We start from the raw sequence: 25056 nt of genomic DNA, 5'->3' as shown, positions 1-25056 counted from the left end.
TCCCTCCGCCGGGCTGCAATCTTAACGGCGCGGGATCAAGAGAAAACCTGTCCACTGATTTTGTGGATAACTCTGGTGAAAAGTTTTGGGCGCTCGGAAATTTTCCTTGTTTTCGGCAGGCTTCATCGGATTGCCTAATTTTTAGGCGCTCTTCAAGAAACTGAAAATAAACAGATTTTTTCGTGATCGCGGCAAATCGCTGATAGCATTAGGAGAATCGTAACGCCCCCGTTACCCGGCCGTTACAGGTGGACAAGTCAAGCCCGCGCGCTACGATTTTCTGCTGAGAGTTGCTAGTCTACACCCAGAATATCGGGCGTCTTCCAACCGAGATGCTGGCCGCCGTCCGCGCAGAGTAACTGGCCGGTGACCGCGGGCGCGTCGAGGAAATATCCAAGCGCGGCACAGATATCCTCGGGGTTCGCGCCCCGCGCGAGGATCGATCCGGCGCGCTGGGCGCGGAACTGGGCCTCGGTCTGCTTGGCGCCCTGCAGGGTCGAGCCGGGGCCGATCGCATTGACCCGGATATCGGGGCCAAGCGCCCGCGCGGCGGTCTGGGTGAAGGCCCAGAGCCCCATCTTGGCGATCGTGTAGGACATGAACTCGGGCGTGAGCTTGCGCACCCGCTGGTCGAGCATGTTGATCACCATCGCCTGCGCGCGAAGCTCACCGTCGGCGTCGCGCAGCGCCTTCGGCGCCTGGGCCGCGAAGTCCTGGGTCAGCGCCACCGGCGCGCGCAGGTTAGACTCGATGTGGCGGTCCCAGCTTTGCCGGGTCGCGGTGCGGATGTTGTCGTATTCGAAGATCGAGGCGTTGTTGACGAGCACGGTGAGCGGCCCGCCGAGCGCCTCGGCGGCGCGGCCCACAAGCGCCCGCGTCTCGGCCTCGATGAGAAGATCGGCCCGGAGCGGGACGGCCTTCACGCCCAAGGCGCGGGCCTCGTCCGCCAGCGCCTCGGCGGACTCTGCCGAGCTTGCGTAATGGATTGCCAGGTCGTGGCCGCGTCCGGCGAGGTAGAGCGCCATGGCCCGGCCAAGCCGGTGCGCGGCGCCGGTGACGAGTGCGCGTTTCATGCCTTGCCTCCACAGTCGCAGGGGCCGCGGCCGATCAGCGGCCGGCCGCAGGACGGGCAGCGCGCCGCGCCGCGTCCCGTGCCGATGCGGGGGAACCGCAGCCGGCCGAAGATGGCGAGGATTGCCATGCCGATCAGGAAGAACGTGACGACCTTGACCATCTCAGAGCCCGTAGCGCGCCCAGAGCGCACGCTCCTCGATCTGGTCGAGCGCCTCGCCGAGGATCCGGCCGCCGATGCGCTGGAAGATCGACCGCTTCATGCCGTAGGGCACGAGCTTCACCTTCTCGCCGTAAAGCGCCTTCAGCTTCGGCACGAGATGGGCGACGCCGTCGGCGAGCCCCTCGTCGACCGCTGCCTGACCGACCCAAACGTCGCCGGTGAAGAGGTCCTTCTCTCCGGCCAGCCGCGCACCGCGCCGGCCGCCGACCTGGGCCTTGAAGGCATCGTGGATCGGGGAGAGGATCGCGTGCAGCCGCGCCACGTCCTCGGGCTTTTCCGGGCGGAACGGGTCGAGGAAGCTCTTCGACTCGCCCGCAGTGTGGACGCGCCGCTCGATCCCGTGGCGGGCGAGGAACTCCGGAAAGCCGAAGCTGGCCGAGATCACGCCGATCGAGCCGAGGACCGAGCTGGCATCGACCCAGATGTCGTCCCCCGCCGTCGCCAGCCAGTAGCCGCCCGAGGCCGCCACATCCTCGACGAAGGCATGGACCGGGACCTTCTTCTCCTCCGCCAGCCGGCGGATGCGGGCGGCGATCAGCGCCGATTGCACCGGCGAGCCGCCCGGCGAATTGATCGCCAGCGCCACGGCGGCGGGCTTACCGCGCCGGAAAGCTTTCTCGATCACCGGCGCGAGCGTGGCGTCGTTGAGCCCGGCTGCCATCCGTCCGGCGCCGCCGATGATGCCCTGCAGGCGGATCACCGCGACCTTCGGCGGCGACTTGAGGAAGGGGAGGAAGCGTTTCATGGGTTCCGATGTAATCCGCGCGGGGCCGGGGAACAATAGAGGATGCTCGCCCGGTACTTGCCCCGAGGCCGAGAGCGTCGCCGCCGCGCTTCGGCAAACCGCTCGCGGTGCCACCCTGTCAACGCGTCACGCGCCGCCCCAGCCTTTCGCGATCCGCTCCCACGCGGTGTCGAGCGCCGGGGCGGCGGCGCCCGCGAGCCGGATCATGCGGATGTCGAGCCGCTGGTCCGGCAGCCGGTCGTCAAGCGCGACGAGCCTTCCGTCGGTGAGCGCCCCGGAGACCATCGAGCGCGGCAGCCAGGCGATGCCGATCCCGGCGAGCGCGTATTCGCAGGCGGCGAGCGTGAGCGCGGTCTCGGCCCGGCGCGCGAAGCGGATCCGCTCCGGGACCCGTGGCAGGATCGTGCGGTCCATGATCTGGCCGAGGAACACGTCGGCGGGATAGGCGATGAGCGGCCAGTCGCCCGCGGCCCCGGCGACGCCCGGTGCCGCGACCGGCAGGAACGTGTCGGCGCCGAGCGTCACCGCGTCGAAGCCGCGTTCCTCGGGCAGGGCGGGTTCTCCGGGCAGTGCGTACATCACCGCGAAATCGACCTCGCCCGCGAGCAGCTTCAAGAGGCATTCGTCGCGGTTGCCCGAACGGACCCGCACCGAATGGCCGCCTTGTGCGGTGAGAAGCGCCACCAGCCGCGGCGAGACGGTGGTGGTGATCGCGTGCTGGCAGGCGAGCGAGATCGCGCCGGCCCCGCCGGCGCCCGAGCGCCGGAGCGTGTCGCGGAGCCGCCTCAGGCCTGCGGCCAGCGCCCGCATCTCGGGTTCCTGCGCCCGCACCGAGGGCAAGAGCGCCACCGGCTTGCGGTTGCGGTCGAAAAGCTCGGCGCCGATGCTGTCCTCGATCGCGCGGATGCGCCGGGTGAAGGCCGATTGCGTGAGGTGGCGCGCCTCCGCCGCCCTTGCGAAGGAGCCGGTGTCGAGCACCGCGAGAATGTCGTCGAGCCAGTCGAGCCGCATCGGTCAAGTCTAGGCGCTGCGGGTGTAACTTGCAATTCAGGAAAGTTGTGACGCGAATAACGCATTTGATGGCGGATCATGCGCCCTGTATGTGTCGAACAGGTCAATTTGAAGGAGCCCGGCCCATGCATCTCGCCCGCTTCCCGCGCCATTTCCTCGCCCATCTGCCGACGCCGCTCGAACGGCTCGACCGGCTGACGAAGGAACTCGGCGGCCCCGAAATCTGGATCAAGCGCGACGATTGCACCGGGCTTTCGACCGGCGGCAACAAGACCCGCAAGCTCGAATTCCTGATGGCCGAGGCCGAGGCGCAGGGCGCCGAACTGGTGATGACGCAAGGTGCGACGCAGTCGAACCACGCCCGCCAGACCGCCGCCTTCGCGGCCAAGCTCGGGATGAAGTGCCATATCCTGCTCGAGGACCGGACAGGCTCGAACGATGCCAACTACAACAACAACGGCAACGTGCTTCTCGACCACCTGCACGGTGCGACGACCGAGAAGCGGCCCGGCGGCGGCGACATGAATGCCGAGATGGAGGCGGTGGCCGACCGGCTCCGCGCCGAAGGCAAGAAGGTCTACACGATCCCCGGCGGCGGCTCGAACGCGACCGGCGCGCTCGGCTATGTCAACTGCGCCTTCGAGATCCTGCAACAGGCCAATGCCGGCGGGCTGAAGATCGACCACATCGTCCATGCCACCGGCTCGGCCGGGACGCAGGCCGGGCTCATCACCGGCCTCAAGGCGATGAACGCGCAGATCCCGCTTCTCGGGATCGGCGTGCGCGCGCCGAAGCCGAAGCAGGAGGAAAATGTCTTCAACCTCGCCTGCGCCACCGCCGAGAAGCTCGGCTGCGCCGGGGTCGTGAAGCGCGAGGACGTGGTCGCGAACACCGACTATGTCGGCGCGGGCTACGGCATCCCGACCGAAAGCGGGCTCGAGGCGATCCGGATGTTCGCCGAACTGGAGGCGATCCTGCTTGACCCGGTCTATTCCTCGAAGGGCGCGGCGGGCTTCATCGACCTGATCCGCAGGGGCCATTTCAAGAAGGGCGAGCGGGTGGTCTTCCTCCACACCGGCGGCGCGGCGGGGCTTTTCGGCTACGACTTCGCCTTCGATTTCAAGAACCGTTGGCAGGCCGCCTGATCACCGCTTGGGGCGGGCGGCCTCAGGCCGCCCCCGTTTCCTCCAGCACCTTCCGCGCCACGCGGAAGCATTCGAGCGCCTGCGGCACGCCGCAATAGATGCCGACGACATGGATGATGGCGCGGATCTCGTCCCTGGTGACGCCGTTGTTGATGGCGCCGCGGCAATGCACTTCCCATTCGTGCATCTTGCCGAGCGCGCCGATCATCGCGAGGTTCATCATCGAGCGCGTCTTCGGCTCGATCACATCGTCGCCCCAGCCGAAGCCCCAGCACCATGCGGTCATCGCCTCCTGGAACGGCCGCGTGAAGTCGTCGGCGGCGGCGAGGTTTTTCTCGACGTAGTCCGCGCCGAGCGTCGCCTTGCGCTGGGCGAGGCCCTTTTCGAACAGGTCGTCGTCGAATGTGCTCATCTCGTCCTCATGTCTTGTGGTCCGTTTCTTCGAGCATGGCGCGCAGCGACCGCTCGATCTGTCCGCCGCAATAGTCCCGGCCCGTCCGAGCATCCTCGCGCGCGATCATCGCGGCGATCTCCGGCAAGGCCGCGATCCGCTCGGACAGCGCGGCGACGCGGGGCGCGTTCCGGCGCAGCATCCCGCCCAGCACGGGCAGCTTCGCGCCCATTGTGTGCCAAAGCGCGGCCGCTGCGAGGTCCGCGAGGCCCGGCGCGCCGGTTCCGAGCATCGTGCCCGCCTCGGCGGTCAGCCCGTGGCGGCGGCCGGTGTCCTCGAAGATCGCCATCCAGCGCGGCAGGCGGGTCGCGGCGAAGTCGTCCCAGTCAGCCTTTGCCCACATCGTCCTGCCGCAGTTGCAGGTGATCTCCTCCAGCACGTCGTTGGCGTCGCAGACGAGCTTGTGGGCCAAGGCCGCGCGGGCGGAGTCTTCGGGCAGAAGATCGTGCTTGCGCCCGAGATAGAGGAGGATCGCCGGCAACTGCGACAGCCAGAGACCGGCCGCATGATCGTTGAGGAGTGGCGGGGCCATAAACGGCGTCGGCTGCTCCCCGACCGGGAGCGCCTTGAGCCGGATCAACTCCGCCGTGTCGCCCTCGTCCCACGACGCGCCGGCGTGGGTCAGCACGTAGCGCACGAAATGGCCCCGAAAGGGGAGCGGCCAGTAATAGAGCGTGTAGTCCATCGCCGCCTCCCGGCGTTACCGCAGCCTGATCGCGATGTTCTTGGTCTGGACGTAGTTCCACAAGGCCTCGCGCCCCTTTTCGCGACCGTAGCCGGACTTGCCGTAGCCGCCGAAGGGGGTTTCCACGCCGCCCGCGTACCATTCGTTGACGAAGACCTGGCCGGCGCGGAGCTTCCGCGCGGCCTTCGTCGCACGGTCGAGATCGCGGGTGAAGACGCCGCCGACAAGGCCGTAGTCGGTCGAGTTGGCGATCTGGATGGCTTCCTCATCGCTGCGGAACTTCAGCACCGAGAGAACCGGGCCGAAGACCTCGTTCCGTGCGATGGCCATGTCGGGGGTGACCTGCAGCACCGTCGGTTCGAGGAAGGCGCCGGGGCGGTTGAGCTTGCGGCCGCCGGTGACGACGGTCGCGCCCTCGGCCTCGGCGGCGCGGACCATGCCCTCGGCGCGGTCACGCTGGGCCTCGGAGACCATCGCGCCCATCGTCGGACCGAACTCGGGCTGGTCGATGCCGGGGCCCACCTTCAGCGAGGCCGCGAGCCCGGCGATGCGGTCGACGAGTTCGTCATGGATGCGCTCGGAGGCGATCACCCGGCTCATCGCCGAGCAGACCTGGCCGGCATTGTAGAAGATGCCCCAGCGGACATCCGACAGGAAGGCATCGAGGTCGGCGTCGTCATGGACGATGGCGGCGGACTTGCCGCCGAGCTCGAGAACGCAAGGCACGACGTTCTTCGCCGCGGCGGTGGCGATGGCGATGCCGGTCGGGACCGAGCCGGTGAAGACGATCTGGTTGACGCCGGGATGGGCCGAAAGTGCCGCGCCCGCCTCGGCCCCGAGGCCGCAGAGGACGTTGACGGCGCCTTTCGGCAGGCCCGCCGCCTCGGCGGCGCGGGCGATAAAGGCGTTCGTCAGGGGCGTAAGTTCGGGCGTCTTGATCACGCAGGCATTACCGGTGGCCAGTGCTGCCGAGAGCGACCGCGCGGTCATCTCCAGGGGATAGTTCCACGGGATGATCTGCGCCGAGACGCCGTAGGGCTCATGGGTGGTGAAGTCGAAATAGCCCGCGCCGAGCGGGACCGAGCGGCCCTCCACCGTCTCGGCCTGGTTGCCGTAATACTCGAAGTAGCGCGCCGCACCGCGAACCTCGATCTCCGCCTCCCAGAGCGGCTTGCCCTGTTCGAGCGTCAAGAGCCGGGCAATTTCGCTGATATGGTCGAGGAGGTAGCGCCCCATCGCCTGCACCATCCGCCCGCGTTCGACGGGCCGGAGGTCGGAGAGCGCGCCGCTCTCATGGCAGGCCCGCGCCGCCGCCACGGCACGGTCGACATCCGCGACGTCGGCCAGCGCCTGTTCGGCGAGGGGCGCGCCGGTGCCGGGGTCGGTGACGCTGATGCGTCCCGCGCCGCCGTCCACCCAGCCACCGTCGATCCAGTTCTGCCAGTAGGCCGCGACGTCACGCATCGACGGCCTCGCGCATCCACTGCTGGAGGGTCTGGATGGAGTGTTCCGAGTTGAGACCGCAATCGGGATCGAGCACCAGCGGCCCCGGCCGGTAGCCGCGGCTCTTGAGCCCCTTCGAAACGCTCTCCACGAGCCGGATATCCTCCTCGACCGTCGTCGCCCGGTCCTGGATCGCGAGCCGCCGGATCACGTCGCTGTCGACGCCGCCGGGCGTGTACCAGCCGCGCCAGACGGTGCAGTGGTCCACGTCATGGGCCCGCCAGTGGTAGGTATTCAGAACGTTGCCCGGATAGACCTGGAACGAGAACATCGGCCAGAGGAAGAACGACCGGTACTCGCCGCCGTGCGGCACCGAGGTGTCGATCGCATAGGTCATCTTGGAAAGGTCCTGGCACTCGGTCGTGTGCCGGAGGACATAACCCTTGTTCATCGGCTGGATGTCGTAGGTCTCGGGCCGGATCACGCCGGTCGCGAAGGTCGGGTGGTTCAGCGAGCAGTGGTAGCACTCGGAATAGTTCTCGACCGAGACCTTCCAGTTGCACTTCTCGGGGATCTCGACCCATTCCAGGGGTTCGAGTTCGGCGATGTTCGGAACATAGTCGCCAAGCTCCTCGCGCACGCCGGGATACCATTCGTCCATCGGTGCAGCATTGTCGTCGAGGTTGACGAAGATGAAGCCGTGGAAGGTCTCGGTCCTGACCGAGGTCAGGCAGATCTTCTTGCGGTCGAAGCCCGGCACCGAATTGACGTTCGGCCCGGCGCGGAGCTCGCCCGACAGCTCGTAGGTCCAGGCGTGGTAGGGGCAAACGACGACGCGGGTCGTGCCGGAGCCCTCGACCATCTGGTGCGCCCGGTGCTGGCAGACATTGTAGAAGGTCCGAAGCTCACCGTTGCGGCCGCGGATGCAGAAGAGGCTTTCGCCCGCAATCTCGAAGGTTAAGTAGTCGCCGGGATTGCGGACCTGGCTTTCATGCCCGGCGAACTGCCATGTGCGGGCGAGAAGGCCGCGCATCTCGTTCTCGAAGATCGCGGGGTCGGTATAGTAACGGGCGTCGAGCGAATGGACGAGTGGAGCGTTCATTCGGGATCCTCCAGATAGAGACCGAGTTGATGGCGGCGTTTGTGAAACTTCTCGACCCGCTCGACGATCTCGGGGCTCGCCACCGCGATCACGAAACTCAGGAGCGTCTCCAATAGCGCGATCGTGGAGACCGACGAGGGGAAGAACTGCGGCGTGTCGACCGACACGGTGAAGCGGTGCTGGGCGGCCATGATGATCGGGCTCGCCGGGCTGTCGGAGATGGCGATCACGGTCATCCCTTGTTCGCGGGCGATCTTCACCGTCTCCACGACCTCGCGGCGGTAGGGATGGCAGGTCATCGCGATCAGAACGTCACGACTGTCCGCCCAGGCGATGTCGTCGGCGGCATCCGAGCCCGCCTGCGGGATCGCGTGGAACTCCACCATGCCGGTCGAGGCGAGGTAAGTGAAGTTGCGCGCGTTCGCGTTGTTGACGCCGACACCGAGCGTATAGACCCGGCGCGAGGCCCAGATCGCCTCGGCAGCCGCTTTGAGCGCATCGGAGTCGATCTTGGCGAAGGTTTCCTCGATGTTGCGGATCGCTGCGCCCACCATCTCGGCATAGAGCCCACCGAGCGCGCCCTGTTTCGAGACGTCTTGCAGCCAGCGTGCCCGGTCGGGAAAGCCCGCCGGCCCGCTGCGAATCGCCTCGCGGAAGGCGGCGCGGAAATCCTCGTAGCCGTCGAAGCCGACCTGGCGGGCCATGCGCACGAAGGTGTTGGGCTTCACATTGGCGAATTCGGCGATCTCGCGCACGGTCGAGACGCCCACGCAATGCGGGTTCTCAAGGACGTAGCGCGCCGCCTTCTGCGCCTCGGGGGTCAGCGTCTCGAACTCCTCGGAGAGGCGGTTCAGGACGATTGTTGATACATCTGTGCCATTCATGATTGACGATGGTATAGTTGTCCCATTAGCCTGTCGAGAGGAAACGCGACTCATCTCGGGAAAATTTCAATGTCGGAACGCGCTCTGCCCTCCACTGCCCGCGTCGTCATCATTGGCGGCGGGATCATGGGCTGCGGCCTCGCCTATCACCTCGCGCATGAGGGCTGGACGGATGTCGTTCTCCTGGAAAAGGCGGAGCTGACCTCGGGCTCCACCTGGCATGCGGCGGGGCAGATCACGCATTCGACGTCGAGCTTCGCACTCGGCAAATGCGTGGGCTACAACATCGACCTCTATTCGAAGGTTCTGGAGGCGGAGACCGGGCAGTCGGTGACCTGGCATGGCTGCGGCTCGCTGCGCCTTGCCTATACCGACGATGAGCTCGACTGGTTGCACCAGACGATCTCGGTCGGCAAGGGGCTTGGCTTCCCGATGGAGATCGTCGGGCCGGAGCGGATCCGCGAACTGCATCCGTTCTACAATCTCGACGGGGTGAAGGCGGCGCTGCACACGCCCGACGACGGCCATGTCGACCCGGCAGGCGCCGCCTTCGCGCTCGCCAAGGGCGCGCGCCAGCTCGGCGTGAAGGTGATCCGCCGCTGCCGGGCGACGAACGTGACCAAGCAGGAAAACGGCGAGTGGCTGGTCGAGACCGAAGAGGGCAACATCATCTGCGAGCACGTCGTCAACGCCGGCGGAACCTATGCGCGGCAGGTGGCGCTCTGGTCGGGCTACGACCTGCCGGCGACCTCGATGACGCACCACTACCTCATCACCGACACGGTGCCGGAGTTCCAGGCGCTCGACAAGGAGCTCCCCGTTGTTCGCGATGACCGGCTCGTCTCGGGCTATATAAGGATGGAGCAGAAGAAGGGCCTGATCGGCATCTACGAGAAGGCCAATCCGAACACCGTCTGGGAGGATCACTGCCCCTGGGAGGCGGAGAACGAGCTCTTCGAGCCGGACTATGACCGGATCATGCCGTGGCTCGAGAACGCGATGGACCGGATGCCGATCCTCGCCGATCTTGGCATCACCCGCGAAGTTCACGGCGCGATCTCGCATCCGCCCGACGGCAACCCGCTGATCGGTCCGGCGCCGGGCCTGAAGAACTACTGGTGCTGCTGCGGCACCCAGATCGGCATCGGCTGGGGGCCGGGGCTGACGCGGGAACTGGCGCGCTGGATGGTCCATGGTGCCGCCGACATCAACATGCGCGAGTTCGACCCGCGCCGGTTCGGTCCCTATGCCGACCAGGGCTACCAGATCACCAAGGCCAAGGAGGACTATCTCCTGCGCCACGAGATCCCGTTCCCGTTCTTCAACCGTCTCGACGCGCGGCCGGTGAAGCCTTCCGCACTCTATGACGACCTGAAGGCCGAAGGCGCGGTCTTCGAAGAAGTCTACGGCCACGAACGCCCGCGCTGGTTCGCGCCGGAAGGCACCGAGGCGAAGGACATCTACGGCTTCCGCCGTACGAAGCTCCATGACATCGTCGGCGCCGAGGTCCGCGCGGTGCGGGAGAAGGCGGGGATCATGGACATCTCGGCCTTCTCGAAGGTCGAGGTCTCGGGCCCGGACGCGGCGGCCTTCCTCGACCGGCTGGTGCCGAACAAGCTGCCCGCCGTGGGGCGGATCGGCCTCACCCATCTTCTGAACGACAACGGCCGGATCGAGCTGGAGACGACCGTCGTGCGGCTGGCCGAAGACCGGCTTTACCTCGTCTGTGCGGCTTTCTTCGAACAGCGGCTGGTCGATTACCTGACCTTCGCGACGGCCGGAGAGAACGTCACCATCACCAACCGCTCGACCGACTGGGGCGCGCTGGCGCTGAACGGCCCGAGGGCGCGCGATATCCTCGGGGCTTGCACCGGGGCGGACCTCGCCAATGCCGGCTTCAAGTGGATGACGGCGCAGGAGATCGCGGTCGGCGGCCACAGGCTCTGGGCCTTCCGCATGTCCTATGCGGGCGAGCTCGGCTGGGAGTTCCATGGGGAGCGCGCTGCGATCCTCGGCGCGTTCCGGGCGCTGAAGGCGGCGGGCAAGGCGCATGGGATGGTCAACTACGGCTCCTTCGCGATGAACGCAATGCGGATGGAGAAGGGCTTCAAGGGGGCTGGGGAACTCACGAACGAGGTGACGCTGCCCGAGGCCGACGTGATGCGCTTCGTGCGGCTCGACAAGGAGTTCCGCGGCAAGGCGGCGACCGAGGCCGCGGCGGCGAAGCCGCTCCGCTGGGTCTGCGCCTATCTGGAACTCGCCGATGACGGCCGCTCGGACGGCAATGGCGGCGAGGCGGTGCTCTCGGAGGGCCGCCAGGTCGGCACCGTCAGCTCCATCGCCTTCGGCCACGGCACCGGCAAGCTCCTCGCCTTCGCCTATGTGAAGGCGGACCATGCCAAGCCGGGCACCGAGCTCGAGGTCGTGATCATGGGCGAGCCGCGCGCGGCGAAAGTCCTCGGCGCGCCGGTCTACGATCCCGAAAACCTGAAACCCCGAACCGAAGCCCGGGAGGTGGCGGAAGCATGACGAAGATGAAGGCGATGGTGCTGACGGGCCATGGCGGGCTCGACAAGTACGAATGGCACGAGGACTGGCCGCGGCCGGAGCCGGGGCCGATGGAGGTGCTGATCAGGGTCGGCGCCTGCGGCCTCAACAATACCGACGTCAACACCCGCTCGGGCTGGTATTCCAAGGCGGTGAGCGAGGCGACGACCGGCGGCGCCTATGCGGCGGTCGGCGAGGCGGACCCGACCTGGGGCGGTTCGCCGATCACCTTCCCGCGCATCCAGGGCGCCGACGCGGTGGGCGAAGTCGTCGCCGTGGGAGAGGGCGCGGACCCGGCGCTGGTGGGCAAGAGGGTCATGACCGACGGCTGGCTCCGCGACTGGTCCGAGCCGATGAACATGGACAAGGCCGGGTATTTCGGTTCGGAACGCGATGGCGGCTTCGCCGAGTACGCCGTGACGGACATGCGCAACGTTGCTGTCGTCGATAGCGGCCTCAGCGATGCGGAACTCGCGACCTTCTCGTGCTCCTACACCACCGCCGAGGGGATGCTCGCTCGCGCCAATGTGACGGCAGGTGATACCGTGCTCGTCCCCGGCGCCTCGGGCGGGGTCGGCGGCGCGCTGGTCCAGCTCGCCAAGAGACGCGGCGCGCGGGTCATCGCGATGGCCTCGGAGTCCAAGCACGCAGAGGTCGCGAAGCTCGGCCCCGACCTGATCCTGCCCCGCGCACCGGAGGACCTGCGCGCGGCCTTGGGCGACGAGAAGGTTACCGTCGTCGCCGATATCGTCGGCGGGCCGTACTGGCCGACGCTCATCGACATCCTCGAACGCGGCGGGCGCTACACCTGTTCGGGCGCGATCGCCGGGCCGATGGTGACTTTGGACCTCCGCACCTTCTACCTGCGCGACCTGACCTTCACCGGCTCGACCGTGACCCCGCCGCATGTCTTCCGCGACGTCGTGGGCTACATCGAGCGCGGCGAGATCAGGCCGGTCCTCGCCGCGACCTATCCCTTGAAGAACCTCCGCGAGGCGCAGCAGGCCTTCATCGACAAGAAGCACACCGGCAACATCGTGGTCACCCCGTGAAGATCACCCGCATCCGCGTCTACAAGACCGATCTGCCTTATGTCGGCGGAACGTATGCCTGGGGTGCGGGCAACGCGATCACCGTGGCCAGGGCCTCGGTCGTGGTGATCGACACCGATGCGGGGCTTCAGGGCTCAGGCGAGTTCACGCCCTGCGGCGAGAACTACATGGTCGCCCATTCCGAGGGCGTCGAGGCGGCGGCGCGGCTGATGGCCCCGGCGCTCCTTGGCGAGGACCCGAGGCAGGTCGCGCGGATCGAGCGGATCATGGACCATGTGATCCAGGACCACGGCTATGCCAAGGCGCCCTTCGACGCGGCGTGCTGGGATATCCTCGGCCAGGCCACCGGCCAGCCGGTCTGGATGCTGATGGGCGGCAAGCTGACTGAAGCCGCGCCGATGTACCGGGTGGCGCCCCAGAAGGCGGTGGACGAGACCGTCGCCGAGATGGAGGTCTACCGCGCCCAAGGGTATCGGCAGTTCCAGATCAAGGTGGGCGCCGACTGGGTCACCGACATCGACCGCATCCGCGCGACCGTGCCGCTTCTGAAACCGGGCGAGAAGGCGATGGCCGATGCCAACCAGGGCTGGCGCGTCGACAATGCGATCCGGGTGGCGCGCGCGACCCGCGATCTCGACTTCATCCTCGAACAGCCCTGCCGGACCTACGAGGAATGCCAGCAGGTTCGCCGCGTGGCCGAACAGCCGATGAAGCTCGACGAATGCGTGACCGGGATGGCGGCGGCGCAGCGCATTGTCGCCGACCGGGGGGCGGAGATCTGCTGTCTCAAGGTCTCCAACCTCGGCGGTCTGTCGAAGGCCAAGCGGGTGCGCGATTTCCTCATCGACAACCGTATTCCGGTGGTGAGCGAGGACACCTGGGGCGGCGAGATCACGAGCGCCGTGGTCGCCCATTTTGCCGCCTCCACGCCGGAGGAGTACGTCCAGAACACCACCGACCTGATGAACTACAACACCCGCTCGACTGGGCGGGGCGGGCCGACCACGCGGGATGGCCGACTGATCGCCCCGGACGCGCCGGGGCTTGGTGTAACGCCGGATTTCGCCAGCCTCGGCGCACCGGTCGCGGAGTATGCGGGATGAAGATCACGCGCATCATGGTCTGGTCGCTCGACCTGCCGCTTGTCCAGCCCTACTGGCTCTCGGGCGGGCGGCTGAAGTTCGAGCGTCTCGATTCCACCTTCGTCCGACTCGACACCGACGAGGGCGTTTCGGGCTGGGGCGAGGGCTGCCCCTGGGGCACGACCTACCTGCCTGCGCATGGGCCCGGCATCCGCGCCGGCATCGCGACGCTCGCCCCCGCGATCCTCGGCCGCGATCCGCGCAGCTTGCGCACGCTCAACGAGGCGATGGACACCCGGCTTCCCGGCCATCTCTACGTCAAGTCGGCGATCGACATGGCGGCCTGGGACATTCTCGGACAGACCGCCGGAATGCCGCTCTGGCAGCTCTTCGGCGGCGATCGCGCCGAGCCGGTCGCGGTCAATTCATCGATCTCGACAGGGACACCGGAAGAGATGATCGCGCTCATCCGCAGCGCCAGCCAGAAGGGCTACCGGGTCCATTCCGCCAAACTTGGCGGCCACGACATCGGCGCCGACATCGCCCGGATCGAGGCGATCTCCGCCGCCCTGCCGAGGGCTGAGAAGGTCACCTACGACATCAACCGCGCCTGGACGCCCGCCGTCGCGGTGCAGGTGCTGAACTCGGTCACCGCGCGCGACTGGGTGGAGCAGCCCTGCGAGACGCTCGACCAATGCGCCCATGTGGCGGGCCGCGTCGCCAACCCGATCATGCTCGACGAATGCCTGCACACGTTCCAGGACCATCTGGAGGCATGGAAGCGCGGCGCCTGCGAGGGCGTGAAGGTCAAGCCGAACCGGGTGGGCGGGCTGACGAAGGCGCTGCAGATCCGCGATTTCGGGGTCTCGGTCGGCTGGCAGATGCATATCGAGGACCTCGGCGGCTCGGCCTTGGCCGACACCGCCGCGATCCATCTGGCGGCCTCGACGCCCGAGGCCAACCGGCTCGCGAGCTGGCTTTGCCACTATCACCTCTCCGTCGATCCGGTGCCGGGGCAGGGTGCGCGCAACGACGGCGGCTTCGCGACACCCCCTTCGGCGCCGGGGCTCGGCGTCACCCCCGAAGTCGAGCGGCTGGGCGACCCGGTCGCGGTTTACGAGGTCTGAACCATGAAGATCACCCGGTTGACACTCTGGGACGTGCCGCTGACGAGCCACGTCGCCTATCACATGGCGGGCGGCAAGACCTGCGACACCGTCACCTCGGTCGTGCTGCGCGTCGACACCGACGCCGGCGTCGAGGGCTGGGGCGAGGTCTGCCCGATCCCGCACTACCTGCCCGCCTATGCCGAGGGCGTGCGCCCGGCGCTGGAATACCTCGCGCCGGTACTGATTGGCGCCGATCCGGTCGGCCCTGAGGCGGTCATGAGCCGCGCCGATGCCTGGCTGCAGGGCCATCCCTATGCCAAGTCGGCCCTCGACCTCGCGCTCTGGGACATCACCGGCAAGGTGGCCGGGCTGCCGCTTCACGCGCTTCTCGGCGGGCGGCAGATGGCCGACATGCCGCTTTATCACTCGATCACCTGCATCGCGCCCGAGGAGATGGCACGGATCGCCAGGGAAGCGCAGCGGGAGGGGATCACCCAGTTCCAGGTCAAGCTCGGCGCCGATGGCGACTGGCAAGCCGATGTGGCGCGCCTCAGGATGGTGCGCGAGGCGGTGGGCGAGGGGCCGCTCGTTTACGGTGACTTGAACTGTGGCGCGACGCGGCTCGACGCGACGCGGGTGGGCAAGGCGGTGGCGGGGACGGACGTGATGCTGGAGCAGCCCTGCGCGACACTGGAGGAATGCGCCGCTGTACGCGCCGCGACGGGTCTACCGATGAAGATCGACGAGAACGGGCATGACACCGCCTCGCTCCTGAAGGCCTATGAGCTTGGCTGCATGGACGCCGTCGCGCTGAAGCTCTCGAAATTCGGCGGGCTCAGCCCGATGCGGCGGGCGCGCGACCTCTGCCTGCATCTCGGCGCGAAGATGTGCGTCGAGGATACCTGGGGTTCGGACGTGACCACCTCGGCACTCCTCCATCTTGCCGCCGCGACGCCCGAGCGGATGCTTCTGAACACCTGCGATCTCTCGGGCTATGTCGGCCCGCGCCTCGACCGCGAGGCGCCGGTGCGCAAGGCAGGGCGTATCGCGCCGCCGGAAGGGCCGGGGCTCGGCGTCGCGCCGGACAGTGACATTCTCGGCCAGCCCATGGCCGTCATCGACTAGGAGAGTCCCGATGCTCGACAAGACCCCCATGCAGGCTCTCGCCGACCGTGCCCGCGCGGTGTTGCCGGCCGGCGGTTTCGGCAATTTCGACCCCTCGGTCTTCATCCGCGAGGGCAAGGGTTCCCGCGTCTGGGACGAGGACGGGCGCGAATATGTCGACTACCTGATCGGTTCCGGCCCGATGCTTCTCGGTCACGGCCATCCCGAGGTGCTGGAAGTGGTGACGGAGCAGCTGCCGAAGGGCATGACCTTCTTCGCCAACAACGCCCCCGGCGTCGAACTGGCCGAGGAGATCTGCCGCGCGGTGCCCTGCGCCGAGCAGGTGCGGTTTCTGTCCTCGGGCGGCGAGGCGGACATGTACGCGATGCGGCTCGCCCGCGCCCATACGGGGCGCGACAAGATCCTGAAGTTCGAGGGCGGCTATCACGGCATGTCCGCCGAGGCGCAGATGAGCCTCGCGCCGACGCGGCTGGTGAACTTCCCGCAAGCCGTGCCCGACAGCGCCGGGATCCCCGAGGCGGTCCGGGCCGAGATGCTGATCGCGCCGTTCAACGATCCCGACTATCTCGAAAGCCTGCTGAAGGAGCATGGGGGCGACGTGGCGGGCATCATCGTCGAGCCGCTGCAGCGGATCATCCCGCCCGCGCCGGGGTTCCTGCAGGCGGTGCGCGAGCTTTGCGACCGTTACGGTATCGTCCTCATCTTCGACGAGGTCGTGACCGGTTTCCGCTTTGCCTACGGCGGTGCGCAGGAGGCTTACGGTGTCGCGCCCGACCTCTGCACGCTCGGCAAGATCATCGGCGGCGGCTTCCCCCTGGCGGCGGTGGCGGGCCGCAGGGACATCATGGACCATTTCGACAAGGCCATCGTCGGTGCCGACAAGTGGCTGATGATGCTCGGCACGCTCTCGGGCAACCCGGTGGCCGCCGTGGCGGGCTTGAAGACGATGGAGATCCTGCGCCGCGACGGCGCCTTTGACACGCTCCGCGCTCATGGCGAGCGGTTGCAGGCGATGCTCGCCCGCCATCTCGACGCGGCCGGGATCGCGCACCGGATCGTCGGCCATCCGACGCTCTTTGACGTGGTCTTCACCGACCGGGAGGTGCGGACCTACCGCGACGTGCTGGCGGCGGATGCGAAGAAGAACGCCGCCTTCAACGCGGTCCTGCGCGCGAACGGGGTCTTCAAGTCGCCCGGCAAGGTCTATCCCAGCTTGGCGCTGACCGAGGCCGATTTCGAGCTGACCGAGGCCGCAATCGAAAAGGCCGCCGCCGCGATCGCCTGAGGCTCAGAGGATGCCCGCTTCGGCATCCTCGACCGAGATGCCGAGCGCGTCGAGCCCATCTTCGAGATAATCGGCGAGCAGGGGCTCGCCGAGAAGATAGGTCGCGGTCGGCGAGGTCGCCTCGAGCCGGGCGGTGTCGATCGCCTCTTCAAGCTCGTCCGGCCCGAAGGTCTCGCGCCCGACCCACATCAGCGCGACGAGGCTCGTCTGCTCGTCCTCGTTGAGCGCGGAGATGAAGGCGCGCAACTCGCCCTCTGTGGCGTCACCGGCGCGGGCTTCGAGGATCGTGTCGGCATCGCGGACGTCGCCGGAGGAATCCCAGGGGCTGACCTTTGCGTCAAGCTCGCGCGCGCGGATGATGACATGGGCGACCTTCTCGGGGGCGATCTGAAGCATGGCTCCTCCTTGATGCCGTCGATTGTGCGCCAAACCGGGGTCTCGGGGCAATCGGGCAAAGTGGCACTCCGTGGCGGGTACGGCACACCGGCGCGGCCGAAGGACGCATTCGCGCGATCCGCTCTTGCCACCGCCGCGCCGCGCGCGCCTTGTGTGCCCGATCCGGTTTCTTCGAGAACAATCATGCAGATCACATTCGGGCTGGGGGGCCGGTCCGGTCTTCGCTGGCAGCGCTACCTGCGCGGCCTGGTCGCCGCCGCTGCCACCCTCGCCGGCGTATTCACCTTCGTCTCGGTCGACCTCGCGCGCCGCGACGCGGTGTTCTCGCCCTCGGTCATGCCGACCTCGCTCGAGAACGGCGACGGGCTCGAGGTCACGCTGCTGAACGAGTCCGATCATGTCATGGAGAATGCCGACATCTCGTTCCGGCTCTACGACCGGTCCGGCGCGATGATCATCTTCGACGAGAACGGTGACGGAACCGAGGATCAGGCCGATCTGGCCGACCACCATTTCGCGCCCAAGGCCATGACGATCCCGGCGCGGAGCTCGTTGGTCGGACTGCTTCTGGACGACAGCAGCTACCGCGACTTTAACGGCGTCCAGTTCCTTGCCGTCTGCGCGGTGTTCGACGGGTCATTCTGGGTTGACCGGGTCCGCACCACCTACCTGCTGGAGCGCCTGCCCATCGGCGGCTTCGGGCAGGTGCGGCACGCGAAGGACGTGCATTTCCTGAGCGAACCAGACTGCGGCTTCACCGCCTCGGTCCCCGCGGTGCACTGACCGCCGCCGCGGCGCTCAGTCGGCCGAGGTCTTCGCAAGCGGCACGACCCGCGGCGTCTCGGCCTCGGGCGCCAGTTCCTCGAAGTCGAAATTGTCGAGCCGGGCGGCGCGTTTGCCGGCGCGCTCGGCCGCCGTCGAGATGCCGTCGAGGTCGTTGCGCGCCTGGTTGAAATGCACCGAGAGCTTGTCGACCCGCTCCACCACCAGTTCGACGTCGCGGTGAAGCTGGCGCAGCGTGGTGCGGATCGCGCCCGCCTGTTCACGCATCCGCGCGTCCTTCAGGACCGCGCGCATCGTGTTCAGCGTCGCCATGCAGGTCGTCGGCGAGACGATCCAGACCTTGGCCGTGAAGCCCTCGCGCACCAGTTCGGGGAAATTCGCGTGCAGTTCGGCATAGACTGCCTCGGAGGGCAGGAACATCAGCGCGCCGTCGGCGGTCTCGCCGTCGAGGATGTATTTCTCGCCGATCGCCTTGATGTGCGAGCGCACCGCGATGCGAAGCATCCGCTGCGCCTCGATCAGCTGAGACTGGTTCTCGGCCCGGCGCAGCGCCTCGTAGGCTTCGAGCGGGAACTTCGAGTCGATGACGATCGGGCCGGGAGGATTCGGCAGGTGGATCAGGCAGTCGGCGCGCTTGCCGTTCGAGAGCGTCGCCTGCATCGAGAAGGAATCCGCGGGCAGGGCCTTGCGCACGATGTCGTTGAGCTGGATCTCGCCGAAGGCGCCGCGGGTCTGCTTGTTCGAGAGAATGTCCTGCAGCGAGAGCACGTCGCCCGAGAGCTTCTCGATATTGGATTGCGCCTTGTCGATGGTCTCGAGCCGCTGCTGCAATTCTCCGAGAGAGCGCGCGGTGCGGGTGGCGCTGCCCTGCAACGTCTCGGTCATGCCGCGCGAGACCTCGGCGAGCCGCCGCTCCATCAGCTGCAGCACACGGGTCTGCGAGGCCGCCTGCGCCTCGGACACATGGGTGAGCCCGCCCGAGAGCCGCTCCTGCCCGGCCGACAGCGCGTCGACGCGGTTGCCGAGCCGGTCGAGCGAGTAGAACATCGGCTCCGCCATCCGGGCCGAGCGCGAGGCGGCGCGGAGCGTGACGATGAGGAGCACGAACAGCGCGAGGACCAGCGCCGCGCCGCCGAGGACGGCGAGCACCATCGGATCGTCAAGCATGTAGTCCTGTCCGTTCAGCGTGATCATGTGCGCCCGAAAAGCCTTTCGATATCGGTCAGCTTCAGCTCGACATAGGTCGGCCGGCCGTGGTTGCACTGGCCGGAAAGCGGCGTCCGCTCCATTTCCCGCAGGAGCGCGTTCATCTCGTCGGCCTGCATCCGCCGGCCCGAGCGGATCGAGCCGTGGCAGGCCATGCGGCTCAGAACCGCGTCGATCCGGCCCTGCAGGCGCTGGCTGTCGCCTGCGTCGTGAAGCTCGTCGAGGATGTCCTTCAGGAGCGCCGTGGCATTGACCTCGCCGAGAAGGGCCGGGGTCTCGCGCACCGCGACCGCGCCGCCGCCGAAGGGCTCGATCGTGAGGCCGAGCCCGGCGAGCGTCGTGGCGTGGTCGAGAAGCAGCTGGGCATCACCCGGCGACAGCTCGACGATCTCGGGGATGAGAAGCGCCTGCGCGGCGACGCCGTTCGCGGCGCGCTGGCGTTTCAGGCGCTCGTAGACCAGCCGCTCGTGCGCGGCGTGCTGGTCGACGATGACGAGGCCGGTCGCGGTCTGGGCGATGATGTAGTTCTCGTGCAGCTGCGCGCGGGCGGCGCCGAGCGGGTGGTGCTCGGCGGGCTCTTCCACCGGCAGCGGGGCGGCGGGGCGTTCGAACCGGGCGGTGGCCTCGGCAAGCCCGGGGGCGAGTGGCGCCTGCGCCGCGTGGGCCATGCGCAGCGCGGTCTGCGAGGGGCGGTCCATCTGGTAGATGCGCGGCGTGGCGGAGGGTTCGGCGCGCATCGCGCCGAGCGTGAGACCGGCGACGGTCGAGGAGGCGCGGTGCCCGGCTTCGGCCAGCGCATGGCGCAGGCCCGAGACGATGAGCCCGCGCGCCACGCCCGGCTCGCGGAAGCGGACCTCTGCCTTGGCGGGGTGCACGTTGACGTCGACCCGCTCGGGATCGCAGGTGAGGTTCAGGACCGCCGCCGGATGGCGATCGCGCGAGAGCACGTCCATGTAGGCGGCCCTGAGCGCACCGATCAGGAGCTTGTCGCGCACCGGACGGCCGTTGACGAAGAGGAACTGCTCGACCGCGGCGCCGCGCGAATAGGTTGGTAGCGCGGCGAAGCCCGTGAGCCGGATGCCCTCGCGCTCGGCGTCGATGGCAAGCGCGTTGTCGGCGAACTCGGCGCCGATGAGGGTGCGGAGCCGCTGGCCGAGCGCGTCGAAAAGCTCGCCCTGCTCGGCATCGGCGCGCAGGATCAGCTTGCCCTCGCCGCCGCCGGTCACGTCGCGCAGGGTGAAGCCGACATGCGGCTCGGCCATCGCGAGGCGCTGGACGACATCCCTGATCGCCTGCGCCTCGGCCCGGTCGGAGCGCAGGAACTTCAGCCGAGCCGGGGTAGCGTAGAAGAGGTCGCGCAGTTCCACGACCGTGCCGCGGGTCAGCGCGGCGGGCCGGACCGGGGCGATGCGGCCGCCCGCGACGGCGATGCCCGCCGCCTCGGCGCCCTCGGCGCGCGAGGTGATCTTGAGCCGCCCGACGGCGCCGAGCGAGGGCAGCGCCTCGCCACGGAAACCGAAGCTGCGGATGTTCAGAAGGTCCGAGCCGTCGATCTTCGAGGTGGCATGGCGGGAAAGCGCCAGCGGCAATTCATCGGCGGTCATGCCGCAGCCGTCGTCGGCGACGCGGATCAGGGTCTTGCCGCCGTCGCCATAGGCGATGTCGATCCGCCGCGCCCCGGCGTCGAGCGCGTTCTCGACCAGTTCCTTGACCGCCGAGGCCGGGCGCTCGACCACCTCGCCGGCCGCGATGCGGTTGATTGCCGCCTCGTCAAGCTGGCGGATTACCGGGCGTCCGGGCAGGATTTTGGGGTTCGGGACGGTCATGCTACCAGAACTAGCATGGCTTGCGCCGATTCGACCAGTTGGCTGATGGGCGAATGCCTGCGGGACGCTAGTTCGACGGCTCCAGACCAGCCGGCTGGCCGACCACGACGAAGCGCAGCGCGTCGGGCTTCATCAGGCGCCTGGCGACCCGCTTGATGTCGTCGGAGGTCACCGCCTCGATATAGGAGTTGCGGTCGCGCAGATAGGTCGTCGGCAGGTCGTCCATCTGCATCCCGACGAGGATGCCGGCGATCCGTCCGTTGCCGTCGAAGCGCAGGGGATAGGCGCCTGTGAGATAGGTCTTGGCCGCCTCCAGCTCCTCGTCGCTCACGCCCTCGGCGGCGATCCGCGCCCATTCGTCGCGCACCACGCCGATCGCCTCTGAGACCTTCTCGTTGGCCGAGGCGAAGCCGCCCTTCCAGGTCCAGCCGAGATCCATCGGCACGAGATCGGTCGAGATCCCGTAGGTCAGCCCGCGCTTCTCGCGCACCTCCTCCATCAGCCGTGCCCCGAAGCCGTGGCCGCCGATGACCTGGTTCAGCACGTAGGCTGCAAAGAAATCGGGATCGTGACGCTCGATCCCCTCGTGACCGAAGGCCACGACCGACTGCGGCGAGGCAAAGTCGATCACCGTGACCCCGCCTGTGAGCCCGAACTCCGCCTTCGGTGGCAGGGGCGCGCCGGTCTCCGGAAGATCCCCGAGGAGGTCGTCGAGAAGCGCGCCCAGCGCGGCTTCGGTGATGTCGCCCACCGCCGAGACGTAGAGCCGGTCGCGGGCCATGACGTTGGCCTTGGCGGCGATGAGGTCGTCGCGGGTGAGCGCGGCCACCGACTGAAGCGTGCCGTTGCGCGAGGACGCATAGGGATGCGCGCCGAACGCCTGCTGGTCGAATTCCCGCCAGGCGATGGTGTTCGGATCCTTCTCGTCGGACTGGATGATCGAGACGACCTGCGCCCGCACCCGGTCGATCGCGTCCTGATCGAAGCGCGGCGCGGTCAGCGCCGTCTTCAGGAGCGCCACCGCCGCGTCGCGGTTCTCGCTCAGCATCCGCACCGACACCGAGACGCTGTCGTCGTTCGCGTCGAACTCGAACCCGGCCGCCAGCGCCTCGCGCGCCTCGGCGAAGCCCTGGGAATCGAGATCGCCCGCCCCCTCCTCGAGCGTCGCCATCATCAGTAGCGTCGCGCCGCGCTTTTCCGGCAGATCCAGGCTCGACCCGCCACGGAAGCGGATCTCGAGCGCGGTGAAGGGGATCGAATGCTCCTCCACCAGCCAGGCCCTGATGCCTCCAGGCGAGGTGATTTCCTTGATCTCGACCGCGCTGGCGGGCAGGGCGGCGAGAAGGGCGACGAATGCCGCCGCGAGAAGCCTGATCATTGCATCACCTCTTCTTCGCCGGTCTTCATCATCCAGCCGGTGACCGAACGGCGGCGGTCGAAGACCTCCGCGGCGGCGGCCTTCACATCCGCCTCGCTGACCGCATCAACGATATCGGGCCAGGCCTCGACATCGGCGACGGTGAGACCGGTCGTGAGCGCCTCGCCGTAGCGGCGGGCGAGGCCGCCCACGTCGTCCTTGGCGTAGATCAGGCCGGCCCGCAGCCGCGCCTTTACGCGCTCGAACTGGGCCGGGTCGACGCCGTTCTCCTGCACATCGGCCAGAACCGCGTCGAGCGCCGCCTCGGCCTCGGCGAGGGTCACGCCGTCGGCGGGGATCACGGCAAGGTCAAAGCTCGTGTCGTCGTAGGAACTGCCGTCGTAGCGGGCCGAGGTGTAGATCGCCTGGCGGCTCTCGAACTGAAGCTTGCGGGCGAGGATCGAGGTCTGGCCGTCGCCGCCGAGCATCGCGGCCAGCACGGTGAGCGCGGCCGCCTTTTCCTGCGCGCCCGGATCACGTTCCGGCGCGAGGTAGCTGCGCGTCACGTAAGGCCGCGAGACCCGCGGGTCGGAGAAGCTGAGCCGTCGCTCGGCGAGCTGCGGCGGCTCCTGCGGCCGGACGCGCGGGGCGATGTCGGGGCTCGGGTCGAGCGGGCCGTAATATGTCTCGGCCAACGCGCGCACGGCCTCCGGGTCGACATCGCCGGCAACGACGAGAACCGCATTGTTGGGCGCGTAATAACGCCCGTACCAGTCGAGCGCGTCCTGGCGGGTGAGCTTCTCCATCTCGTGGCGCCAGCCGATCACCGGCCGGCCGTAGGGATGGTTGAGGTAGAGCGCGGCGCGGCGCTGTTCACCGAAGATCGCGCCGGGGTCGCTGTCGATGCGCTGGTTGCGCTCCTCGATCACCACCTCGCGCTCGGTCTGCCAGTCGTCCTCGGTGAGCTTGAGGTGGCGCATCCGATCCGCCTCCATCTGCATCATCAGTTCGAGCCGGTCGGCGGCGACTCGCTGGTAGTAGCCGGTGAAATCCCAGGAGGTGAAGGCGTTGTCGGCACCGCCATTGGCCTCGACGATCTTGGAGAACTCGCCGGGCGCGAGCGTGTCGGTGCCCTTGAACATCAGGTGTTCGAGATAATGCGCGATGCCCGAGACGCCGGGCTCTTCATCGGCGGCGCCGGCGCGATACCAGACCATCTGCACCACGACCGGGGCGCGGTGATCCTCGATCACGACGGCTTCGAGCCCGTTCGGCAGCGTGAAGGTCGTGACCTCGTCGGCCAGGGCCGGCGCGGCGAATGTCGCGGCAAGGATCGTCCAGCGCAGGGTGCGGAACATCTTGGTCTCCCTCGTTACCCTCTGACAGGTAAGCGCATGGGGGGCAGCGTCAAGGGTGCCGGCCGAGCGGCTGGGAGTCCTGGTACTGGTAGGTCGTGGTGCTCCCCGAGGGCGACGCCGTCGGCGGCGCGGTCTCGGTGCGGGCGCCGGCGGCGCGCCAGCGCGCGAGCTCGGCGTGCTGGTCGAGCGACATCGGCCTGTAGGCCTTGAAATAGACGTTGACGTTGAAGGCACGCTCGAGAAGCCGTCCGTCGTGACGCCGGCGGTAGTCGAGATCCTCGGCGGCCAGCACCCGGCGGATGTCGGACGCCGTGCCGTAGCGCCCGGCGTAGGAAACCAGCGCCCCATTCGAGGCCGGCACGGAGCCGCCGGGCGCCAGCGCCGCCGGATTGCCGCCAAGGGCCGCGACCGCGTCGGCCTCCGGCGTCGGATCGGTGATATTGCTGCCGCCGGGCGTCGGCTCGGGCAGGCTCGCGAGGTCCTCGGGCATCTGCAGCGGCTTCGACGGCAGGACGGTGAACTCGTCGGGGCTGCGGCTTTGCGAACGGATGTTCAGGAGCTTCGGATCTTCACTGCCGCCGCAGGCCGATAGCGCGAGGACCACGCTCGCCAATGCGATCCCGCAGATGCCACGTCTCGCCGCCATCGGTCTCTCCTTCACCGTTCCGGGCCCGGTTTAACGCATGTCTTTTCGCCCGTCACGTGGTCTTCTCCCGCCCGGTGAACAGGACGAGCCCGAAGGCGCCGGCAAAGATCGCGATGTCGGCGACGTTGAACGAATAGGGATTGTCGATCCCCGGCACCGACATGTTGAGGAAATCCGCGACCGCGCCGTAGATCAGCCGGTCGATCACGTTGCCCATCGCACCGCCGATCAGCAGGCCCGCCGAAAGCTGGACGATTCGGCTGTGGCGCTCGCGCCGGACCCAGAGCCAGACCCAGGCGGCGATCGCCAGCGCGAGCCCGATCAGCACCCAGCGGCCGAGGTCCTCGGAGCTGGAGAAGAGGCCGAAGTTGATGCCCCGGTTCCACGCCATGCGGAAGTTGAGCCAGGGCGCGAGGACCGCGATCTCCTGCCGCGCGTAGAGATCGAGGACATGGACCACGAGCACCTTCGACGCCTGATCGAGCGCGAAGGTCGCTGCCGCCGCCTGGATGACCTGCCGCATG

The 25056-nt window shown here is 68.0% G+C and carries 24 protein-coding genes; 8 read left to right on the top strand and 16 right to left on the bottom strand.

Annotated elements, in window-relative coordinates; translation table 11 throughout:
- Positions 1-293: 293 nt before the first annotated feature.
- The 4 genes from OEZ60_RS11065 to OEZ60_RS11050 form a co-directional block, all read right to left on the bottom strand.
- Positions 294-1073: an SDR family oxidoreductase gene (locus OEZ60_RS11065; protein WP_263335996.1), complete on the bottom strand. Its 780-nt coding sequence runs from the start codon at positions 1071-1073 to the stop codon at positions 294-296.
- On the bottom strand, positions 1070-1234 hold the full coding sequence (locus OEZ60_RS11060; protein ID WP_263335994.1) for a hypothetical protein: 165 nt from the start codon (positions 1232-1234) through the stop codon (positions 1070-1072). The genes OEZ60_RS11065 and OEZ60_RS11060 overlap by 4 nt, the downstream gene beginning before the upstream one ends.
- Before the next feature lies 1 nt (position 1235).
- Complete coding sequence (locus OEZ60_RS11055; protein WP_263335992.1) at positions 1236-2039, bottom strand: S49 family peptidase; 804 nt, start codon at positions 2037-2039, stop codon at positions 1236-1238.
- A gap of 126 nt (positions 2040-2165) precedes the next feature.
- Positions 2166-3050, bottom strand: a complete 885-nt coding sequence (locus OEZ60_RS11050; protein WP_263335990.1) for a LysR family transcriptional regulator — start codon at positions 3048-3050, stop codon at positions 2166-2168.
- A gap of 125 nt (positions 3051-3175) precedes the next feature.
- On the opposite strand from OEZ60_RS11050, the gene cuyA reads away from it, so the two are divergent.
- Positions 3176-4195: a D-cysteate sulfo-lyase gene (gene cuyA, locus OEZ60_RS11045; RefSeq protein ID WP_263335988.1), complete on the top strand. Its 1020-nt coding sequence runs from the start codon at positions 3176-3178 to the stop codon at positions 4193-4195.
- 22 nt (positions 4196-4217) lie between these two features.
- Here the strand turns inward: cuyA and OEZ60_RS11040 are convergent, their stop codons facing one another.
- From OEZ60_RS11040 to OEZ60_RS11020, 5 genes are read right to left on the bottom strand one after another with little or no spacing between them, the layout of a single operon-like run.
- A complete protein-coding gene (locus OEZ60_RS11040; protein WP_263335986.1) occupies positions 4218-4607 on the bottom strand; it encodes a carboxymuconolactone decarboxylase family protein in 390 nt (129 codons plus the stop codon).
- Between the two features lie 7 nt (positions 4608-4614).
- A complete protein-coding gene (locus OEZ60_RS11035) occupies positions 4615-5331 on the bottom strand; it encodes a glutathione S-transferase (protein WP_263335984.1) in 717 nt (238 codons plus the stop codon).
- Between the two features lie 15 nt (positions 5332-5346).
- A complete protein-coding gene (locus OEZ60_RS11030; protein WP_263335981.1) occupies positions 5347-6795 on the bottom strand; it encodes an aldehyde dehydrogenase family protein in 1449 nt (482 codons plus the stop codon).
- Entirely contained in the window at positions 6788-7876 is a 1089-nt protein-coding gene (locus tag OEZ60_RS11025; RefSeq protein WP_263335978.1) for an aromatic ring-hydroxylating oxygenase subunit alpha, read from the bottom strand. The genes OEZ60_RS11030 and OEZ60_RS11025 overlap by 8 nt, the downstream gene beginning before the upstream one ends.
- Positions 7873-8760 (bottom strand): MurR/RpiR family transcriptional regulator, encoded by an 888-nt coding sequence (locus tag OEZ60_RS11020; protein ID WP_263335976.1) that lies wholly within the window; start codon positions 8758-8760, stop codon positions 7873-7875. The genes OEZ60_RS11025 and OEZ60_RS11020 overlap by 4 nt, the downstream gene beginning before the upstream one ends.
- Before the next feature lie 69 nt (positions 8761-8829).
- Between OEZ60_RS11020 and OEZ60_RS11015 the strand changes: the two genes are divergently transcribed.
- From OEZ60_RS11015 to OEZ60_RS10990, 6 genes are read left to right on the top strand one after another with little or no spacing between them, the layout of a single operon-like run.
- On the top strand, positions 8830-11289 hold the full coding sequence (locus OEZ60_RS11015) for an FAD-dependent oxidoreductase (protein WP_263335973.1): 2460 nt from the start codon (positions 8830-8832) through the stop codon (positions 11287-11289).
- Between the two features lie 5 nt (positions 11290-11294).
- The gene (locus OEZ60_RS11010) at positions 11295-12359 is read left to right on the top strand and encodes an alcohol dehydrogenase family protein (RefSeq protein WP_263336151.1); all 1065 of its coding nucleotides are present in this window, start codon (positions 11295-11297) and stop codon (positions 12357-12359) included.
- Positions 12356-13462 carry a mandelate racemase/muconate lactonizing enzyme family protein gene (locus OEZ60_RS11005; RefSeq protein ID WP_263335972.1) on the top strand — a complete coding sequence of 369 codons (1107 nt, stop codon included), beginning with the start codon at positions 12356-12358 and terminating at the stop codon, positions 13460-13462. Before OEZ60_RS11010 ends, OEZ60_RS11005 begins: the two co-directional genes overlap by 4 nt.
- Positions 13459-14568 carry a mandelate racemase/muconate lactonizing enzyme family protein gene (locus tag OEZ60_RS11000; protein ID WP_263335970.1) on the top strand — a complete coding sequence of 370 codons (1110 nt, stop codon included), beginning with the start codon at positions 13459-13461 and terminating at the stop codon, positions 14566-14568. Before OEZ60_RS11005 ends, OEZ60_RS11000 begins: the two co-directional genes overlap by 4 nt.
- 3 nt (positions 14569-14571) lie before the next feature.
- Positions 14572-15675 (top strand): mandelate racemase/muconate lactonizing enzyme family protein, encoded by a 1104-nt coding sequence (locus tag OEZ60_RS10995; RefSeq protein WP_263335969.1) that lies wholly within the window; start codon positions 14572-14574, stop codon positions 15673-15675.
- A 10-nt stretch (positions 15676-15685) separates the two neighbouring features.
- On the top strand, positions 15686-16960 hold the full coding sequence (locus OEZ60_RS10990) for an aspartate aminotransferase family protein (RefSeq protein ID WP_263335967.1): 1275 nt from the start codon (positions 15686-15688) through the stop codon (positions 16958-16960).
- Between the two features lie 3 nt (positions 16961-16963).
- Here OEZ60_RS10990 and OEZ60_RS10985 read toward each other — a convergent pair whose 3' ends face one another.
- Positions 16964-17356, bottom strand: coding sequence for a DUF3775 domain-containing protein (locus tag OEZ60_RS10985; protein ID WP_263335964.1), 393 nt, complete (start codon positions 17354-17356; stop codon positions 16964-16966).
- Positions 17357-17539: 183 nt separating this feature from the next.
- On the opposite strand from OEZ60_RS10985, the gene OEZ60_RS10980 reads away from it, so the two are divergent.
- A complete protein-coding gene (locus OEZ60_RS10980; protein ID WP_263335962.1) occupies positions 17540-18139 on the top strand; it encodes a hypothetical protein in 600 nt (199 codons plus the stop codon).
- Positions 18140-18154: 15 nt separating this feature from the next.
- Here OEZ60_RS10980 and OEZ60_RS10975 read toward each other — a convergent pair whose 3' ends face one another.
- From OEZ60_RS10975 to lspA, 6 genes are all read right to left on the bottom strand, one after another.
- Positions 18155-19333, bottom strand: a complete 1179-nt coding sequence (locus OEZ60_RS10975; RefSeq protein ID WP_263335960.1) for a DNA recombination protein RmuC — start codon at positions 19331-19333, stop codon at positions 18155-18157.
- Positions 19330-21171: a DNA mismatch repair endonuclease MutL gene (mutL, locus tag OEZ60_RS10970; RefSeq protein WP_263335959.1), complete on the bottom strand. Its 1842-nt coding sequence runs from the start codon at positions 21169-21171 to the stop codon at positions 19330-19332. Before mutL ends, OEZ60_RS10975 begins: the two co-directional genes overlap by 4 nt.
- Before the next feature lie 67 nt (positions 21172-21238).
- Positions 21239-22549 carry a M16 family metallopeptidase gene (locus OEZ60_RS10965; RefSeq protein ID WP_263335957.1) on the bottom strand — a complete coding sequence of 437 codons (1311 nt, stop codon included), beginning with the start codon at positions 22547-22549 and terminating at the stop codon, positions 21239-21241.
- Positions 22546-23886: a M16 family metallopeptidase gene (locus tag OEZ60_RS10960; protein WP_263335956.1), complete on the bottom strand. Its 1341-nt coding sequence runs from the start codon at positions 23884-23886 to the stop codon at positions 22546-22548. The genes OEZ60_RS10965 and OEZ60_RS10960 overlap by 4 nt, the downstream gene beginning before the upstream one ends.
- A 49-nt stretch (positions 23887-23935) precedes the next feature.
- On the bottom strand, positions 23936-24532 hold the full coding sequence (locus tag OEZ60_RS10955; RefSeq protein ID WP_263335954.1) for a DUF3035 domain-containing protein: 597 nt from the start codon (positions 24530-24532) through the stop codon (positions 23936-23938).
- Positions 24533-24584: 52 nt separating this feature from the next.
- A complete protein-coding gene (gene lspA / locus OEZ60_RS10950) occupies positions 24585-25055 on the bottom strand; it encodes a signal peptidase II (protein WP_263335952.1) in 471 nt (156 codons plus the stop codon).
- Between the last annotated feature and the right edge of the window lies 1 nt (position 25056).

Source organism: Albidovulum salinarum, assembly GCF_025673475.1.
GTDB lineage: Bacteria > Pseudomonadota > Alphaproteobacteria > Rhodobacterales > Rhodobacteraceae > Albidovulum > Albidovulum salinarum.
Note: the sequence above shows the minus strand (reverse complement) of the source record. Positions and strands in the feature narration are given on the sequence as shown.

Bases quoted from the DNA above. Each gene is read 5' to 3' on its own strand.
- OEZ60_RS11065 (WP_263335996.1), bottom strand. From the start codon at position 1,073: ATGAAACGCGCACTCGTCACCGGCGCCGCGCACCGGCTTGGCCGGGCC.
- OEZ60_RS11060 (WP_263335994.1), bottom strand. From the start codon at position 1,234: ATGGTCAAGGTCGTCACGTTCTTCCTGATCGGCATGGCAATCCTCGCC.
- OEZ60_RS11055 (WP_263335992.1), bottom strand. From the start codon at position 2,039: ATGAAACGCTTCCTCCCCTTCCTCAAGTCGCCGCCGAAGGTCGCGGTG.
- OEZ60_RS11050 (WP_263335990.1), bottom strand. From the start codon at position 3,050: ATGCGGCTCGACTGGCTCGACGACATTCTCGCGGTGCTCGACACCGGC.
- cuyA (WP_263335988.1), top strand. From the start codon at position 3,176: ATGCATCTCGCCCGCTTCCCGCGCCATTTCCTCGCCCATCTGCCGACG.
- OEZ60_RS11040 (WP_263335986.1), bottom strand. From the start codon at position 4,607: ATGAGCACATTCGACGACGACCTGTTCGAAAAGGGCCTCGCCCAGCGC.
- OEZ60_RS11035 (WP_263335984.1), bottom strand. From the start codon at position 5,331: ATGGACTACACGCTCTATTACTGGCCGCTCCCCTTTCGGGGCCATTTC.
- OEZ60_RS11030 (WP_263335981.1), bottom strand. From the start codon at position 6,795: ATGCGTGACGTCGCGGCCTACTGGCAGAACTGGATCGACGGTGGCTGG.
- OEZ60_RS11025 (WP_263335978.1), bottom strand. From the start codon at position 7,876: ATGAACGCTCCACTCGTCCATTCGCTCGACGCCCGTTACTATACCGAC.
- OEZ60_RS11020 (WP_263335976.1), bottom strand. From the start codon at position 8,760: ATGAATGGCACAGATGTATCAACAATCGTCCTGAACCGCCTCTCCGAG.
- OEZ60_RS11015 (WP_263335973.1), top strand. From the start codon at position 8,830: ATGTCGGAACGCGCTCTGCCCTCCACTGCCCGCGTCGTCATCATTGGC.
- OEZ60_RS11010 (WP_263336151.1), top strand. From the start codon at position 11,295: ATGAAGGCGATGGTGCTGACGGGCCATGGCGGGCTCGACAAGTACGAA.
- OEZ60_RS11000 (WP_263335970.1), top strand. From the start codon at position 13,459: ATGAAGATCACGCGCATCATGGTCTGGTCGCTCGACCTGCCGCTTGTC.
- OEZ60_RS10995 (WP_263335969.1), top strand. From the start codon at position 14,572: ATGAAGATCACCCGGTTGACACTCTGGGACGTGCCGCTGACGAGCCAC.
- OEZ60_RS10990 (WP_263335967.1), top strand. From the start codon at position 15,686: ATGCTCGACAAGACCCCCATGCAGGCTCTCGCCGACCGTGCCCGCGCG.
- OEZ60_RS10985 (WP_263335964.1), bottom strand. From the start codon at position 17,356: ATGCTTCAGATCGCCCCCGAGAAGGTCGCCCATGTCATCATCCGCGCG.
- OEZ60_RS10980 (WP_263335962.1), top strand. From the start codon at position 17,540: ATGCAGATCACATTCGGGCTGGGGGGCCGGTCCGGTCTTCGCTGGCAG.
- OEZ60_RS10975 (WP_263335960.1), bottom strand. From the start codon at position 19,333: ATGATCACGCTGAACGGACAGGACTACATGCTTGACGATCCGATGGTG.
- mutL (WP_263335959.1), bottom strand. From the start codon at position 21,171: ATGACCGTCCCGAACCCCAAAATCCTGCCCGGACGCCCGGTAATCCGC.
- OEZ60_RS10965 (WP_263335957.1), bottom strand. From the start codon at position 22,549: ATGATCAGGCTTCTCGCGGCGGCATTCGTCGCCCTTCTCGCCGCCCTG.
- OEZ60_RS10960 (WP_263335956.1), bottom strand. From the start codon at position 23,886: ATGTTCCGCACCCTGCGCTGGACGATCCTTGCCGCGACATTCGCCGCG.
- OEZ60_RS10955 (WP_263335954.1), bottom strand. From the start codon at position 24,532: ATGGCGGCGAGACGTGGCATCTGCGGGATCGCATTGGCGAGCGTGGTC.
- lspA (WP_263335952.1), bottom strand. From the start codon at position 25,055: ATGCGGCAGGTCATCCAGGCGGCGGCAGCGACCTTCGCGCTCGATCAG.